Raw genomic sequence first — 15481 nt, 5'->3', positions numbered from 1 at the left:
AATAAATGGCAGTTCTTGCTATTTCCAACAATGAATGCCATGATAGAAAGAAGGATTTCACATTAGGAAGAATGGGGCATTCATGGAATCAACCAATCCGCTTTTCCCGTGGAGTGATAGCGACCAGGAAATATGGCAAACCCATCGCGACGGACTGTATGCCATTCATACACAATTTGTTGGTCGTGCACTGACCGTTGCCGAGGCTCATGATGGAATGCGTACCATCATTGAAACTGTCACATGGGAACGCTTTACGCAAATGTTACAAGGGCACTTTCACACCCTCGCGCAAGATCCTAGGCTCGCTATATCATCCGAAACTAGTAGGCATATGGGGACAGCTCATATGCGTGCGCACATCAGCCCGTCTTGGTTTATCCGTCTCTTCAACGAATACTTCCCTGCCTACCATGAAATGCAGGAAAAGTGGGGTGATGGTCTGCCCCCCTTACGGTTAGTAAGGACCCGCTGGCTCTGGGACGTAGCTACAGCACTGGATAGTTATAATGATCTTCTCCACCACGAAATTGCCCAACAAAGCCAAAAGGTTGCTGACTTAATGGCTTATGCCTATCAAGACCCGCTGACGGGACTTCTAAACCGCCGAGGGCTGGAAGAGTTAATCGAACGACATGACCAATTGTATTCAAATATTCCAGGCCTCTTGATCCTTTTAGACTTAGACGGGTTCAAAGCGGTAAATGACCAGTTTGGGCATCCAGCTGGCGACCACTTTCTGCAACAAACGGCACAATCGTGGCGATCCCTCATCCGTTCGCATGACGGTCTCGCACGGATTGGTGGAGACGAATTTGGCCTATGGTTCACCTTTGCCGGACAACCCGAACAGGTGATATCCCATCTTCGACACATGGCTCAAGCCTTACCCTCTAAGACATTCCCGTTCGGTGTCTCGGGCGGCATTGCGCGCTATCCTGACGACGGCAGACGCTTTCAAGATCTCTATCGCCAAGCTGATAAAGCGCTATATCAATCGAAAAATCATGGCAAAGGATGCGTTTCTACTCTGTCGCCACCCCGCTTTTATCCCCTATCTAGTGCCTAAAACCGTATGGTGACAGATACCTTTTTATCAAATGCGCCTGATAGCTCCGCCGTTCAGGGCGGAGCTATCAGGCGCTGACCCCGCAAGGGTCAATCCGGGGTTTCCTGTTGTTCGATGTATTGCCGAATGATGGAGAGGGGTGCTCCACCAGCCGATCCCGCAAAATAACTCGGCGACCAGAGACTGCCGCCCCACAGCGCCCGCTCAATGCTCGGATAGTGCTTCTTACGTATCAATCGCGATGAGACGCCTTTGAGGCTATTCACCAGGCGAGAAATCGCGACCTTAGGCGGATAAGTGATGAGCAAATGCACATGGTCCCGCTCGCCGTCGAATGCCTCCAAGGTGGCCTCGAAGTCCTGGCACACGTCAGAAAAAATGGTACGCAAGTCCTCCAGGATTTCTTTCGTAAAGACCAACCGCCGATATTTCGCCACAAAGACCAAATGCACGTGTAAGTGAAAGACACAGTGTCTGCCGGTTCTGTAGTCGCTTGTGTTCGCCATAGACCAAGGGTATAATAGACCCAAGAGTTCGTCAAGCTCAGGAGGAGATCGATGCAAGAAACCATCGTCTTCCCCTATCGCGTGTCGGTGCCCCCGACGGAAGGGGCGAAAGCCTCCGCTGCTCGGCGATCAGCGGGCGACTTGTGGACGCGTTTGGTCACGATCCATCGGTTCTGCCGCAAACGCCATTGGCGATGGCCCACCGAATCTCCACTGAAAGCGCATGTCAAACGGCGCTTTCCGCTGCATGCGCAAACCGTCCAAGCCCTCATCGAAAAGTTCTCCGCCACGATTGACGGGGTGCGTACCAAACGCCAAAACGGGGATAAAAAGGCACGCTATCCGTGGCGATTCCGCCGATACTTCAACCCCATTTTTAAGGGACAAGCCCTCCAAATGCAGGGATCGCATCTGCGCTTGTCTCTCGGGCGCGGGCGTGAACCCATTCGGGTGTGGCTTCCCGATGCGTTACCGACCGGGACGATGGTCCAGGCGGAGCTGGGCTATGGCGAGATCTTTCTGACGGTGACCCGCATCCTCGACGATCCGCAACCCCCGGTGTCCGAAAAGGTGGGCGGCCTCGATATCGGCGTCATTCACCGCGGCATGGTCTCCGATGGCCAAGAGGCCCTCGCCGTGTCGGGTCGGGGCCTGCGATCCGTCAAGCAGGGCCGCGCCAAAGGGCTGACCAAGCTCCAGAAAAAACGGCGCCGCACGCAACCCGGGTCGCGACGGCGCCGCCGTCTCAACCGCGCGCGGCACCGTCTGAGCCAACAGGTCAACCGGGTGAGTCGGAATGCCCTCCATCATGCCGCCAACCAGATCGTCGCGTTCGGTGTGGCGCAACAGCTCACCGTTCTCTATGCGGGTGATCTCAGCACGCTCAATCATCAAAAACGGCATCGACGATCCCGACGCATGAACCAAGACGTCGGGGCGCTGGAGTTCGGACGGTTAGAACACTATTTGGCATACAAACTCCGGCGTCATGGCATCCGTCTGATGCCGATCAGCGAAGCGTATACGTCGCAAACGTGTCCGCGTTGTGGCCACCTTAACAAGGTGGCGGGCCGCACCTACCATTGTCGCGCTTGTGACTATCAAGCACACCGGGATGGCGTCGGCGCGGTGAACATCCTCAACACGGGGATGCATGGAGAGATTCGCCCCGGGGAGTTCTTGGTACCCCAACGGATCACGTATCGCCGTCCCGTTCCTTTCAAAAGGGCGTTAAGGCGTAGTCCGGCTGAACCCCGGCATGTTGCTGGTGGGATAAACGATAGCGAGTCCGGAGGACCACTCCGAGGGGTTCACACCCCGCGACGCAGCGACCACGGTTCCCCCAGAATCTCCGCCCTTTAGGGCGGGGAGTTCAACATCACAAGTATCGTAAGTATGGTGCCCTTTACGAGTTACAAAGACACCATGGCACGCATGCTTTGACCGCGGGATAAAGTCGGTGTCCAATTCCGCAATGGCGGCCGACGCCGTCATCAACAGCAGCCCAATGTCGGCGTCGGCCATATCCTCACGAGCGGAAAGGACCTGACGTGCAGTTCGAGGATATGCCACTAACAAACACCCTGAGGCCTTTTTAGGCCCTTCTTAGGGGAGAACACGTCTTCACACTGGAGGACCCCCTCGGGAATATGTGGGTAAGTCGTAGCGACGCTTCGGGGAGCCGTAGCGTTATTATACGTGCCATGATTAGTAGGGCCCGACACACTTTTGAAGACCCATGGAGGTATTCAGCTGAATGGTTCTCGCTGGATTTGGCACTAGCCGACATTCTGTAGCCATATTCCCTAAGCATACCGGGCGCCTTCCGGACGCACAATTGCCCGGCTCTAACACGTATTCGCTAGCGGTAAGCCGTGAGTCCTCACGGTCACGGAAATTCGTGAAGGTTAGGAGGTTTCGTTGGGATTCGCAATACACTGGTGGGCTCTGTCTCGCCCAACATGAATTTTTCCTTGGTTTTTCCTTGAATGATGGTGTTCGCTGTGAATTATAATTGGACGGACCCCAGCTTATAGCGGCAGAGGCGGCTTTGAATCCTGCCGCCAACTGGTATCACGCATCCGTCGCTAGCACGAAAAGAACAGCAAATATGGTCGCACGATACGCCCTTGACTCACGCTGACATGGGAGATGCTTCGGTGCAGACGGGTTCATAATTGAATGCACTTTTCAACCATCTCTCATTAGGCGTCAGGAAGACTTAAGGCGGCTAAAATCTTTTCGACGGCCCGTTTTTCAATGCGCGAGACATAGCTGCGTGAGATTCCTAGACGATCGGCAATTTCTCTTTGAGTTAGCCGCCGAGATTGCCCATTGAGTGCAAATCGAAGATTGAGCACCAAACGTTCTTTTCGCGTCAAACTCTCGACAAACTGCGTGACCCACTCCATAATCATGCTGACCTCGACCGTATCGGGAACTTCCTCTCCACCCGCTAAAACATCCATGAGCAGAATTTCATTTCCGTCGCGGTCAATCCCAATGGGACTATAAATACTGACCTCATTTTTAACTTTCTTTTGATTGCGCAAGTGCATTAATACCTCGTTATCAATGCATCGTGCACAGTACGTTGCCAACCGAGTCCCCTTGGCTTGGTTAAAGGTGTCGATACCTTTTATGAGACCGATGGCGCCAATACCGATTAAGTCATCGGGATCCGTTCCTTTATTATTGTATTTTTTCACGACATGCACAACCAATCGCAAATTGTGTTCGATTAGTCGCTGCCGGGCCTCTAAATCGCCCCGTTGCATCGCTTCAAGGGCTTCCTTTTCCTCTAAATCAGACAGAGGTTGAGGGAACGCATTGCCTCCAATATATCCTGAAAGCCAGATGGCCCCTTGGACCGCGGCTGCGGCAATTAAGGCTAACAATCCTAAACCCATGGTTCTCACGCCCCCTCGCGTGTACACGCACAAATTCGTTGCCTCCTCATGATATGAAGGCATCATGACGACTGTGCATGTCACCACAAGAAATCTCTAACCGAATAGCCCCATAGCCGTCCATCTCGGACGGATGAGAACCCATCGCGCCTAAAGAGTAAAGAAAGAGGGCTCAACCCAGCTTCTCAATACAAAAACGGACTTCATCTCCATGAGTGAGGAAGTCCGCCGCAATAATTGCCATTGACCCTCCTAGAAAACCGTATCCGGTCACCTACGAGGAACACCTTATTCGAAACCATGGGGATTCTGTTACGAGCCCTGGGCACGCTCTCGGATCCGGTATTGCACGCGCTCTTCGGCAGCCCGCACGCCATCATCTTGCAACTGTATACAGCTTTGGGATACCGGACACACCAGGCAGTACGGCTTGCGTGCTGTACACACCATCGCGCCCATATCCATTAAGGCATTGTTAAACTCCCGGGCCTGGCCAGTCGGCACAATAGCCTCTGCCACGGCCCACAGCTGATGTTGAATTTCAGCATTCGTGCGTTTGTACTCAATACCAAAATAACGACCGATGAAGCGGTTGACATTGGTATCGACAATGGGGGCATCATTTCCGAACGCAAATGACAGCACAGCCCCCGCGGTATACCGCCCTATGCCCGGCAGGGCGAGCAATTCCTCTAAGGTCTGCGGAAATTGACCCGCATAGTCATTCACAACCGTTTGCGCGATTTGATGCAACCACGAACCCCGCACTTTATATCCCAACGGGTCGGTAATATACTTGACGGCTTCCAGTGGTGCCGCGGCAAGATCCTGTATAGTGGGAAAGGTATCAAGAAACTTCTCATATATCGGTTGAACGGTTTTAACAGTGGTCTGATGCAGCAAAATTTCCGACACCACAATATGATAGGGGTCCATTGTCTTCCGCCACGGAAGATCACGCCCTTCTCTACGATACCAGTCGAGTACTTGCCTTTGAAACCACTGCAACTGCTGAGCATCGAGGTCGGCTTTATACTTAATTCGTTTCATAATCTCACTGTAATCGACCCCAGACCACATTTCAAGTCAACCTGCACGTTCCCGTATTCCGGGAGACTCTCCGCCGATTTATGAGCTTACGGCTTTCTTCCTACTTCATAGCGCATTTTATCCCTGCCCCAGCCACGCGCCCGCACGGTCGACAAGGGTCAGCGTTTGCGCTGTTGCAGGCCCTTCCAATACAAGGACCATTCCTTGGTGGTAGGTTGTATACGCTATAGCGAAATTCGCATCTGGCCGCCATACATGAAAAACAATGCCGCCCACAACCTCAGTAGGAATCGCGCGATTAATTTCCTCTAGGATCTGGGGCGTCACAATCTTTGGACCTCTTATGGCCGTTGCTTTCTCCACATTCCAGTGTAGAGGCACGAGCCGTCCGCTTGTGATAAAAGGGAGATAAGCATGGGCGACCTCATCCGGAGTGCCCCACAGATCCCGTCCTGTGGTCATCACTGCGCTAGTCATGTGCGGAAGAGGAGGATTAGGTAGCAGTTGGCCGGGAAGTGTCCCCTGATCGTCCCACCCTAGAATCTTCAATCCGTGCGCTATTCCTTTGTTTCCCCAGTGCTGAGCAAGACTCGGTAACACTTGTTCCGGTAGACTGATAGACAGTCCCTTAATGACATGCGGGTTCATTAACGCTAAGGCCATCATGAGGGGCGTTAACGCCTGCCCCACTGGGTGCGGCTGCCAACTTATGGCACGGCCGGCTGGAGACCCTACTTGTCCAAGAAGCCCACCGTCACCAGTCACAGCGACAACGCTGCCTCCTCCGGGGAGTGCCGAGGTCACTTGATTGATAAAGCTCGGATTCACTGTCGTCCATATCGTCCGTTTTGGGCTCGCAAAGCCGTTTCCATTCCACGCTACGACGTCATTATGCCACGCTTGACCCGCAACGCGCGCGGTAAAAGTTTGGGGTATGCCATGGCGGGCCATAACGACTTGAAGTTTTGTAGGATAGAGGCCATCAATATCCCAGTGCAACGCTTCTTGAAAAAAATGGGAATGTCCGTCCCAAAGAACTTGGGCTAAACGCTTGCCTTTAATGGTATAACGCGAAGACAATTCACGCTGTGCCCAAGCGGGGAGCCGTGATGGCACGATAACCAAAGCGGGCACCCACCGCCTAGTAGTCAGCGGCTGGTCATGGGCTCCCATCACCATGATATTGCTGACGGGATTTGTCACCATCGTGGGCACCGAAGAAAAACCCGTGGGTTCCGTTGGGCGCCCCAAAAACCACCAGGAGAGCACTATCATTCCCACCAAAACGGCCGCTGACGTTGTTGTCCACATACGGCGTGTCCACTGCACAAGAAAAACTCCCTTCGTATAATTCTACTAAGGAGTTTTTCCATATTTTTCAATTTAATACTTAAGGATGTTGATTGACATAGGCGATATTGGCCAATTGCTGGGCATATGTTGTTGCGTATAGTACACGTCCGTCAGGCAACGCTAAGAAATATAAATACGGTTCGGCCTTGGGATCTAATGCCGCCTTTAGGGCCACAATACCTGGGTTGGCTATGGGACCAGGAGGCAATCCTTTGTGTAAATAAGTATTATACGGCGAGACCACGGTTAGGTTGGTGTACGTTAATGGTCCACGAATGCTATTGTCTAACGCGTAACGAACCGTTGCATCACTTTGTAGTGGCATTCCTGCCACAAGTCGGTTGACGAACACTCCAGCAATACCAGACGCTTCCTGCGGTTCCTTGTCTTCCCGCTGCACAATCGATGCGAGGGTCACCCACTGCACGAAACTCAATGACGTGCGATCTTTGGAATAGAGCGGCTCCACCTTGCGCTCGAAAGTCTGCCACATAATGGCTAAGGCCTGCGCGGGGGTCGTCCCATAGGCAAATTTATAGGTGGCAGGAAACAGATAACCTTCATAGGGGTCTCGCACACCCGGTGCCGGAGCTGGCATTCCAGGCAATGGATGTTGAAGTAATGACAAGTAGGTTGCGGGACTAGACCCAATATGCGCCGCGACCAATCGGGTAATAATTTGTTGGACCGTATAGCCCTCGGGAATCGTTACGCGAATAGTGACCACCTCGCCAGTTCGCATCGCTTGCAATATCTGCTGAGGGGTTTCACTCGGACGAATACGATAGACTCCGCTTTCCAGCGAACGCGATAGATGCGACGTGCGACTCAAAATGCGAAATACCAGAGCGGAACGTATTAGACCGCGTTTTTGCAAAACACGCGCAATGGACGACGCGCTCTGCCCGGATTGAACCTTCACATATTGGGGATGGGAATCATGTCGGTTCACAGGCTGTAACTGGCGCCAAACCCATAGTCCAGACAAAAGGACGGCTAGTAAAGCCGCCGTCCCTAGCATTGTCCAGACGCGCCGATTAGGCCGCCGATTAAGCTGATAGAGGTTACGGGATGGCAACAACAACGCTTCCCTCCCGACTCATGCACTTACTCATCTTCATCCAAAAGTTCTTCGTAAGCTTGAGCTACTTTCTCCCATTCTTCCTCCGACTCGATATCCACCAATACATCATCACCGTCGTCGTCCTTTTCCAAACGCAAAATCACGGCTTCAGCTTCTTCGTCTTCTTCTGTGTCAATTGGCAATAAAATCGCGTAATCCTGTTCTTCGACCTCAATGACATCGACGACAACAAATTCATGTTCGTTACCGTCTTCATCCGTCAACGTAATTATTTCGTCCTCTTCCTCAGGTCCATGCCCTAACAAATCTTTGTCATCCGCCATTGTGATGTCCTCCCTTGGTTGGGTGTGTCTTTTATGATCTAGATACCCCTGCAAAATCAATGCGGCCGCTAGACCATCCACCAATTTTTTTCTGTTTTCGCGCCGAACGTCGCGTTCAATCAGCAAGCGTTCGGCCTGTCGCGTGGTTAGGCGTTCGTCCCATGTCACCACATCGCAGGACACCTGCGCTCGAAGTGCGTCGACGAACTTCAAAGTTTTTTGGGCCTGGGGACCGACGCTTGCATTCATGTTCAATGGTAAGCCTACCACAATTTCGTTGATATTCCACTCAGAAACCAAAGCCACAATGCGCTCAACATCTTGAGCCTCTGAAGTGCGCTTTATGGGCGGCTTAGTGGAGGCCAGAAGTGCCGTTTCATCGCTGATAGCGACCCCAATCCATTTATCCCCCACGTCCAAGGCCATTATGCGTGAATTAGCCATTGGGCGAGGTCGTTTCCACATGGGCGACATACTGCCGTAAGAGTTCTTCTAGCAGTTCATCTCGTTCCACACGCCGTATCAAGTTGCGTGCCCCCTGGTGACTCGTGATGTAGGCAGGATCGCCGGATAACAAATACCCGACAAGCTGGCTAATGGGATTATACCCCTTATCTTTCAGGGCACTATAGACTTCACGTAACACCGCATCAGCCTGGTTCGCTGCTTCTTGACGCCCCCAAAGCCTGCGAGTCTCATCTGTCGACCCCATCGTCCCCATCCTCCTTTGTGATCATTTGTTATCCCGCGGCCACGAGTTTTTCGGATAGTTGCCGCCTCGCGTCGGCTAGCATGCCCGTGATTCCTTGAGCATTCTTACCGCCGGCCTGAGCCAAGTCCGGGCGACCACCACCTCCGCCGTCAATAAACACGGCCAGACTTTTCACCAAGGCTCGGGCATCAAGGCCTCGGGCGATCAAATCTTTCCCTAAATATACAACTAATGACGCTCGCTCACCATGGTCTGCCGCTAAAATTACTCCATCGGCCTTTGTCTTGGCACCATCCAGCACTTGACGTAAGGCCTCCACCGTTTCGGCGGCTGTTTGTGCAATCACTATCCGTTGACCTTCATAGAGAGCAGCATGCTCAGCAAGCGCTACGCCTTGCGCAAAGCGATGTTGGCGTTCGAGTTCCACAAGGCGGCTTTCTAAACTCCTACTATTTTGGACAAGATCCTCCACCTTCGACCGCAAATCCGTCGGCGCGGTATGTAGGGATTGACTGACATCCTGCACGATCTGGCGCAAACCGCGTGCCCAATTCACGGCATTGCGTCCGGTAACGGCTTCAATACGGCGTGAACCGGTTCCCACAGAGCTCTCTTCAGTGATAGCAAACAAACCAATTTGGCCTGTCGCCGAACAATGCGTGCCCCCGCACAATTCTTGACTTGCTCCAGACACGGTGATAACGCGCACAACTTCCCCATATTTGTCGCCAAAGAATGCCAGAGCCCCTTCTTGTAAGGCCTCCTCTTTAGCCATCACTTGAGTCATCACAGGGATGTTCTCTAATATCCAGCCATTCACCAGATTTTCAATTGCGTTAATTTGATCCGGTGTCAGCGGATGCGGATAGGAAAAGTCAAAGCGCAAACGGTTGGGGGCCACTAACGATCCTGTCTGATGCACGCCAGTGCCTAAAACCGTCCGCAACGCGGCATGTAACAAGTGTGTTGCTGTATGATTGCGCCGAGCATCATCACGTTTGCCTTGATCGACGGCCAAGCTTACCTCATCACCTACGCGCACCGAACCTTCCAAGACTGTCCCATAATGCCAGATGGTACCGTGCATTTTGACCACATCTTCGACACGGAAAACCCCTGTGGGTCCTGTAATCGTGCCCTGATCCCCCACTTGACCTCCGCCCTCAGGGTAGAAGGGCGTGATGGGCACCTGCAGCCATCCCGACTCTCCCGTCATCAAGCGCGTCACGGCGTCATTACCGATATATAGGTGTTCAACCGGGACGGCCTCTAATGTCAAGTGCTCATAGCCGACAAATTCTGTGGCATCCAGCTGCGGGAGATTTTGGACCTCCTGATGATGGCTTCGTGCGCTGCGCGCACGCGCCCTTTGGCTTGCCATCGCTTGGTCAAACCCTTCTTGATCCACGGCAATGTGACGTTCCTCGGCGGCATCCAGTGTCAAATCCAAGGGAAAGCCGTATGTATCATAGAGGACAAACGCTTCTTCTCCCGACAGCGTTTCGCCAGGTTCGAGCGCATCAAGCTTCTCATTCAACACCTTCATGCCAGCCTCTAGGGTTAACCGAAACCGTCTTTCCTCTTCCTCAATGCTTTGCTGAATAAGCGCCGCGCCCTCCAGAATTTCTGGATAGGCACCGCCCATCACATCCTCAACGACAGGAACGAGCTTATGCAGAAATGGCTCTTGAAAGTTAAGCAAACGACCAAAACGCACAGCCCGACGCAAAATCCGACGCATCACATAGCCACGGTCGGAATTGCTAAATGACACGCCTTCAGCGAGGAGAAACGTGATGGCGCGAATATGATCCGCAATCACCCGAAACGGCATGCCTTCCGGCCCAGAGTCATAGACTTTGCCGGAAAGCGCCTCAATGGCGGAGATTAAGGGCCGAAGTAAATCGGTATCAAAATTAGAGTTGACTCCCTGCAAATAGGCGGAAATGCGCTCTAAACCCATGCCGGTATCAATACTGGGACGCGGCAATGGTGTCAACACCCCGTCGCTAGAACGGTTGTATTGCATAAAAACGAGATTCCAAATTTCCTGAATACGGTCACATTCACACTGGCCCAACCCGCAATGGTCGCTGCAGGCATACTCGGCTCCGCGGTCCACAAAGATTTCAGAACACGGGCCACAAGGTCCAGTGTCCCCCATACTCCAAAAATTATCTTTTTCGCCCATCCGGACGATTCGGTCTGGTGATACCCCTGCAACCTCTTGCCACAAAGCATACGCTTCATCATCGGTTTCAAACACTGTGACCCATAAGTTCTGCGGATCAATATGCAACACTTCAGTCAAAAACGTCCACGCATAGTGGATGGCATCGCGTTTAAAGTAATCCCCAAAGGAAAAATTTCCCAGCATCTCAAAAAATGTCTGGTGACGCGCCGTCTTCCCTACCTGATCTAAATCATTATGTTTACCGCCAGCACGCATGCATTTTTGAACCGTGACAGCGCGCTTGTAGGAGCGCACCTCTTTACCAAGAAAGACATCCTTAAATTGCACCATGCCCGCATTGGTAAAAAGCAACGAAGGGTCTTGAGCAGGTACTAGGGGCGAACTCGGAACCTTGTGATGTCCATGCGACGCAAAGAAATCAAGAAACTTTTGCCGAATTTCGGCAGAACGCATAGAAAATCCTCCTTGCCGCAACACGCAGGCATTGCTAATCTTTCTCATTGTAATGGGGCCTAACTGCCATGGTCAAGTCAGATTGTCAGACGGCGGTATAAATGGGCCATCACGACTTTGATTACGGCGGTTGCTGGAACAGCCAGGAGAAGGCCTGCAACGCCCCCAATTTCCCCGCCCGCCAAGATGGCAAAAATCACGACCAGCGGATGTAATCCGACTGAGTCCCCCATGACCTTGGGGCCGATAACGGTTCCTTCAAGTTGGTGAATTGCAACAAATCCGATGACCGCGTAAATGGCGGTCCACGATGATCGGTCCAAGGCAAGAACTACAGCAGGCAAAGCCCCCGCGATAGGGCCCACATACGGAATAATATCCGTAATCCCCGCTATCGCGCCAATCAACAAAGCCAGCGGGATCCCCAAAATCCCCACCCATAAACCCGATAACACACCAACAACCAGAGCGACCAACAACTGACCACGAATAAATCCATTAAGCGCTCGGTCAATATCCAAGCCCAACACGTACACCTCGGCATGCCATTTGACCGGAATAACTTGCCAAAAGCGGGCACGAATCCGGTCCATGTCTTTTAACAAGTAAAACGCCAAAATAGGTGACACAATGAGGCTAAGGAGACCAGGCAATACCCCAAACAAGGTGCTTAGCACCGTTTTTGACAAACCAAATAATTTGTTCTCCCACCGGACCCCCGTTTCATCGATGGCCCGCCGCACCGAAAGAGGCATGGGCGCTTGGTGAAACCGCATCAACCAATAGTTCCATGTCTGTTGAAGTTGCCTCGTCAAAGCGGGTATCAAATGGATCATCTTGACGGTCTCTTGAACCCATAAGGGAACCATATAGACAATGACTCCCGTAATAACCATTCCCAAAGCGGCATAGACCAACAAAATGGCTACCACTCGGTGCACATGATGTTTCACAAACCATTCCACCGGCGGGGCCACGAGATATGCAATCACTATGGCAAACACAAAGGGCAACAAAACCACCCGTGCGCTCCATATAATGGCCACAGCACCCACGCAAAAGACAGCCAGAAGTCCCCAACGATAATATTTTTGGGGCCCTCTGGCCACCGCCAAACTGTCCTTCTCATCAATTTTCACGTCGATCTTCACGGATTATTTAGCCCAGTCGCCTCTTCGCTAAATGCACCAGGCCTCGTCCCCCGGCACGTGCAGCTTTCCACGCCTTAGGCGCAACATGACTAGCACTACGCAGCGCCTTGCGGTAAGTTCCTGTGGCGGGCCGACGCAAAATCCAGACGCCCGCCATCACTGCCCCCACCAGAGCTCCCGTGACAATTCCGGACATGTATTTTCTCATGAAATCACTCCTTCCGGACCACAGTCCTCAATTCGAGATAGCTCTCCATCTGCTTCCACACGAAACATGCGTAGGCCCCGGGGACTGACAGAAAACTCGATAAAGCATTCCCAGCAATAGTACTGTCCCGTACCCACTCGACCCACATTGCGTCCATGGCATGCAGGGCATAAAGGGTCTGTCATGGCATTCGCTCCTTATCGCGTGATGCCTCTATCTTGCCCCGGTCGGGTGGATTTTAATCCGTCCATTGCTGTCAATGGAAAACTGGTGCGCAGGAATCAATAACGAACCCGTCATGAGGTCTTCCAATAATCCTCGGCTGACGACGATATGGTGAATGGCAAGGCTGTTTTCATCAATTACAAAGTCTTTCACGCGTCCCACGAGCTGATCATCCTGGTCACGCACGGGTTGGTTGATGGATACCACTTGGCGACGCCGATGGTGCCACCACGAACGCGGCATTTTTTGCGCATATTTTGGTGTATCAATCAATAAGGCCATGGGGGTCACCCGCATGGCCTCAGCTGGAACAAATCGGCGGCTGATAGCCGTGTGAACACTAAAACCCTCCACCACGGCATCTGGCCACCGACAATAAATATCATCGACCCAGCCCCATGATCCCCGCCTTCCTGCAATACTGACAGGCAAATGTAACAAATGCCAACGGGTCACCATGGCTAGACGCTCCTATGACTGAGGCACGTAAATTTTTCCCCCGGCCAATAACACATCGTTTTGATAAAGCACCGCCACCTGTCCTGGCGATATAGCCCATTGCGGGTCATGAAACGTAATATGCGCATGATCATTCTCCGCCTCCCACAAAGCCGGTTGCGGCTCCATGTTATACCGGATCTTAGCTTCTCCGTGCAATAATCCCTCCACACCAGGAATCACATAATTGACATCCTGGACATGGACGAGAGACTGTTGAACTTCTTCCTTTCTCCCCACAATCAACCGGTTGCGCGAAGCCTCAACACCGACAACATATAATGGTTCACGAGCGGTAATCCCTAAACCCCGCCGCTGGCCCACGGTATAAAAAGCGATCCCCTGGTGGTGACCCAAAACCTGTCCAGCCGTGTTAACGATCTCGCCCACTTGGCGAGCCTCGGGCCGATGCGTCTCTAAATACGATTGATAATCGTTTTTAGGGACAAAACACAACTCCTGGCTCTCAGCTTTATGAGCCGTTACTAATCCATAGCGCTCTGCGATGGCTCGGCTATCCTCCTTGTAGTATTCCCCAAGCGGGAAAAGAAGATGCGCCAAGTCATCTTGAGTCATGGTGTACAACAAGTAACTTTGATCCTTGGCATGGTCTACGCCACGCGCCAAGTAATAGACCCCGTCTTTTTCATAGCGCCTGACATAATGGCCTGTCGCCAAGAAGTCTGCCCCTTGTGCTAACGCCCACTCCCACATGGCTCCAAATTTAATATACCGGTTGCACATTGCGCAGGGATTAGGCGTAATACCCGCTAAATACCCCTCTTCAAACGGTTCGATGACCCGTTGGAAAAAGGTTTGCTCAACATTTACTACATGATGGGGAATACCCAGTTTTTTGGCCACGCGCCGTGCATCCACCATCGCCTCCAAAGAACAACAGCTGTTCGTGGTTTCAGCCGGTAAATGGCGCATCGTTACCCCAATCACGTTATAGCCTTGCTCCAAAAGCAAAGCGGCGGCTGTCGAAGAATCGACGCCACCGCTTAATCCGACAACGACGGTTTTCGCCATACTATCCTCCTAATAAAGTGGCTATATTGCGTTTAAAGTGATCCCGTTGCAGCTCAATTAAATCTTGAAAACTCATCGACGCCATCGTCTCTACTAACGCCTCTTGGACACGGCTCCAAACATCTGGCCCCACACAATGGTCCATATCAGGACAGCCTTGAGCATCCTCCGAGCTACAGTCCGTTAGCGAAATGGGACCTTCTACGGCATCAACGACATCACTGACGGAAATCTCCGATGGAGGTTTGGATAAAGTATACCCGCCCTGAGCTCCACGCATGCCCAAAACAACCCCAGCACGTTTCAATGGCCCCATTAACTGTTCTAAATATTGCTCCGAAATGTTTTGAGATTTGGCGATCCAACTTACGGCAACGGGCCCTTGGCCATAATGCAAGGCGAGCTCGTACACAGCCTTTACACCATAACGGCCCTTGCTCGACACTTTAATCATGTAACCCCCACCCTCTTGCCTCTCTTGGTTCAACTTATCACGTGCCCAACCGTATGGTCAATGGCATCTCGTCACTTCTTCAATTCTTTTGGATACGGGCACTAAAAACGACAAAGTAACTAGTCATAAAGCACTACTTTGTCCGCATTATGAAGAAGCTCATCCTCTCCGTAATCCCGCAGCCATAAACGGATTCGTTATTAATATTTTACCACCATTCGTCAAATAGCTGCACACATGCCCGGGATATTCGTGATGTT

At 52.1% G+C, this 15481-nt stretch carries 15 protein-coding genes; 2 read left to right on the top strand and 13 right to left on the bottom strand.

Features of this window, described 5'->3' with window-relative positions; all coding sequences use genetic code 11:
* Positions 1–82 precede the first annotated feature (82 nt).
* A complete protein-coding gene (locus CO251_RS07915; protein ID WP_103375246.1) occupies positions 83–1069 on the top strand; it encodes a GGDEF domain-containing protein in 987 nt (328 codons plus the stop codon).
* Between the two features lie 89 nt (positions 1070–1158).
* Here CO251_RS07915 and tnpA read toward each other — a convergent pair whose 3' ends face one another.
* Positions 1159–1575: an IS200/IS605 family transposase gene (tnpA, locus tag CO251_RS07910; protein WP_103375508.1), complete on the bottom strand. Its 417-nt coding sequence runs from the start codon at positions 1573–1575 to the stop codon at positions 1159–1161.
* A 51-nt stretch (positions 1576–1626) separates the two neighbouring features.
* Between tnpA and CO251_RS07905 the strand changes: the two genes are divergently transcribed.
* Positions 1627–2937, top strand: a complete 1311-nt coding sequence (locus tag CO251_RS07905; RefSeq protein ID WP_103375245.1) for an RNA-guided endonuclease TnpB family protein — start codon at positions 1627–1629, stop codon at positions 2935–2937.
* An 842-nt stretch (positions 2938–3779) separates the two neighbouring features.
* Here the strand turns inward: CO251_RS07905 and sigK are convergent.
* From sigK to CO251_RS07840, 12 genes are all read right to left on the bottom strand, one after another.
* Positions 3780–4484, bottom strand: coding sequence for an RNA polymerase sporulation sigma factor SigK (gene sigK, locus CO251_RS07900; protein WP_103375244.1), 705 nt, complete (start codon positions 4482–4484; stop codon positions 3780–3782).
* 312 nt (positions 4485–4796) lie between these two features.
* Positions 4797–5564 carry an A/G-specific adenine glycosylase gene (locus tag CO251_RS07895; protein WP_242968451.1) on the bottom strand — a complete coding sequence of 256 codons (768 nt, stop codon included), beginning with the start codon at positions 5562–5564 and terminating at the stop codon, positions 4797–4799.
* A gap of 87 nt (positions 5565–5651) precedes the next feature.
* The gene (locus CO251_RS07890; protein ID WP_103375243.1) at positions 5652–6863 is read right to left on the bottom strand and encodes a hypothetical protein; all 1212 of its coding nucleotides are present in this window, start codon (positions 6861–6863) and stop codon (positions 5652–5654) included.
* A gap of 61 nt (positions 6864–6924) precedes the next feature.
* Entirely contained in the window at positions 6925–7971 is a 1047-nt protein-coding gene (gene mltG / locus CO251_RS07885) for an endolytic transglycosylase MltG (protein WP_242968450.1), read from the bottom strand.
* Between the two features lie 23 nt (positions 7972–7994).
* Entirely contained in the window at positions 7995–8738 is a 744-nt protein-coding gene (gene ruvX, locus CO251_RS07880) for a Holliday junction resolvase RuvX (protein ID WP_103375242.1), read from the bottom strand.
* Positions 8731–9006 carry an IreB family regulatory phosphoprotein gene (locus tag CO251_RS07875; protein ID WP_103375241.1) on the bottom strand — a complete coding sequence of 92 codons (276 nt, stop codon included), beginning with the start codon at positions 9004–9006 and terminating at the stop codon, positions 8731–8733. Before CO251_RS07875 ends, ruvX begins: the two co-directional genes overlap by 8 nt.
* A 28-nt stretch (positions 9007–9034) precedes the next feature.
* The gene (alaS, locus tag CO251_RS07870; protein WP_103375240.1) at positions 9035–11653 is read right to left on the bottom strand and encodes an alanine--tRNA ligase; all 2619 of its coding nucleotides are present in this window, start codon (positions 11651–11653) and stop codon (positions 9035–9037) included.
* Between the two features lie 77 nt (positions 11654–11730).
* Positions 11731–12792, bottom strand: coding sequence for an AI-2E family transporter (locus CO251_RS07865; protein WP_242968447.1), 1062 nt, complete (start codon positions 12790–12792; stop codon positions 11731–11733).
* A gap of 19 nt (positions 12793–12811) precedes the next feature.
* Complete coding sequence (locus tag CO251_RS07860; RefSeq protein WP_103375239.1) at positions 12812–13012, bottom strand: hypothetical protein; 201 nt, start codon at positions 13010–13012, stop codon at positions 12812–12814.
* A 213-nt stretch (positions 13013–13225) separates the two neighbouring features.
* A complete protein-coding gene (locus CO251_RS07850) occupies positions 13226–13696 on the bottom strand; it encodes a PRC-barrel domain-containing protein (RefSeq protein ID WP_103375237.1) in 471 nt (156 codons plus the stop codon).
* A 12-nt stretch (positions 13697–13708) separates the two neighbouring features.
* Positions 13709–14767 (bottom strand): tRNA 2-thiouridine(34) synthase MnmA, encoded by a 1059-nt coding sequence (gene mnmA / locus CO251_RS07845; RefSeq protein WP_103375236.1) that lies wholly within the window; start codon positions 14765–14767, stop codon positions 13709–13711.
* Position 14768: 1 nt separating this feature from the next.
* Positions 14769–15221: an Rrf2 family transcriptional regulator gene (locus tag CO251_RS07840; RefSeq protein ID WP_103375235.1), complete on the bottom strand. Its 453-nt coding sequence runs from the start codon at positions 15219–15221 to the stop codon at positions 14769–14771.
* Between the last annotated feature and the right edge of the window lie 260 nt (positions 15222–15481).

The sequence above is a fragment of the Sulfobacillus sp. hq2 genome (assembly GCF_002903155.1).
Classification (GTDB): domain Bacteria; phylum Bacillota; class Sulfobacillia; order Sulfobacillales; family Sulfobacillaceae; genus Sulfobacillus; species Sulfobacillus thermotolerans.
The sequence above is the reverse complement of the archived record's forward strand: the minus strand, read 5'-3'. Positions and strand labels throughout refer to the sequence as shown.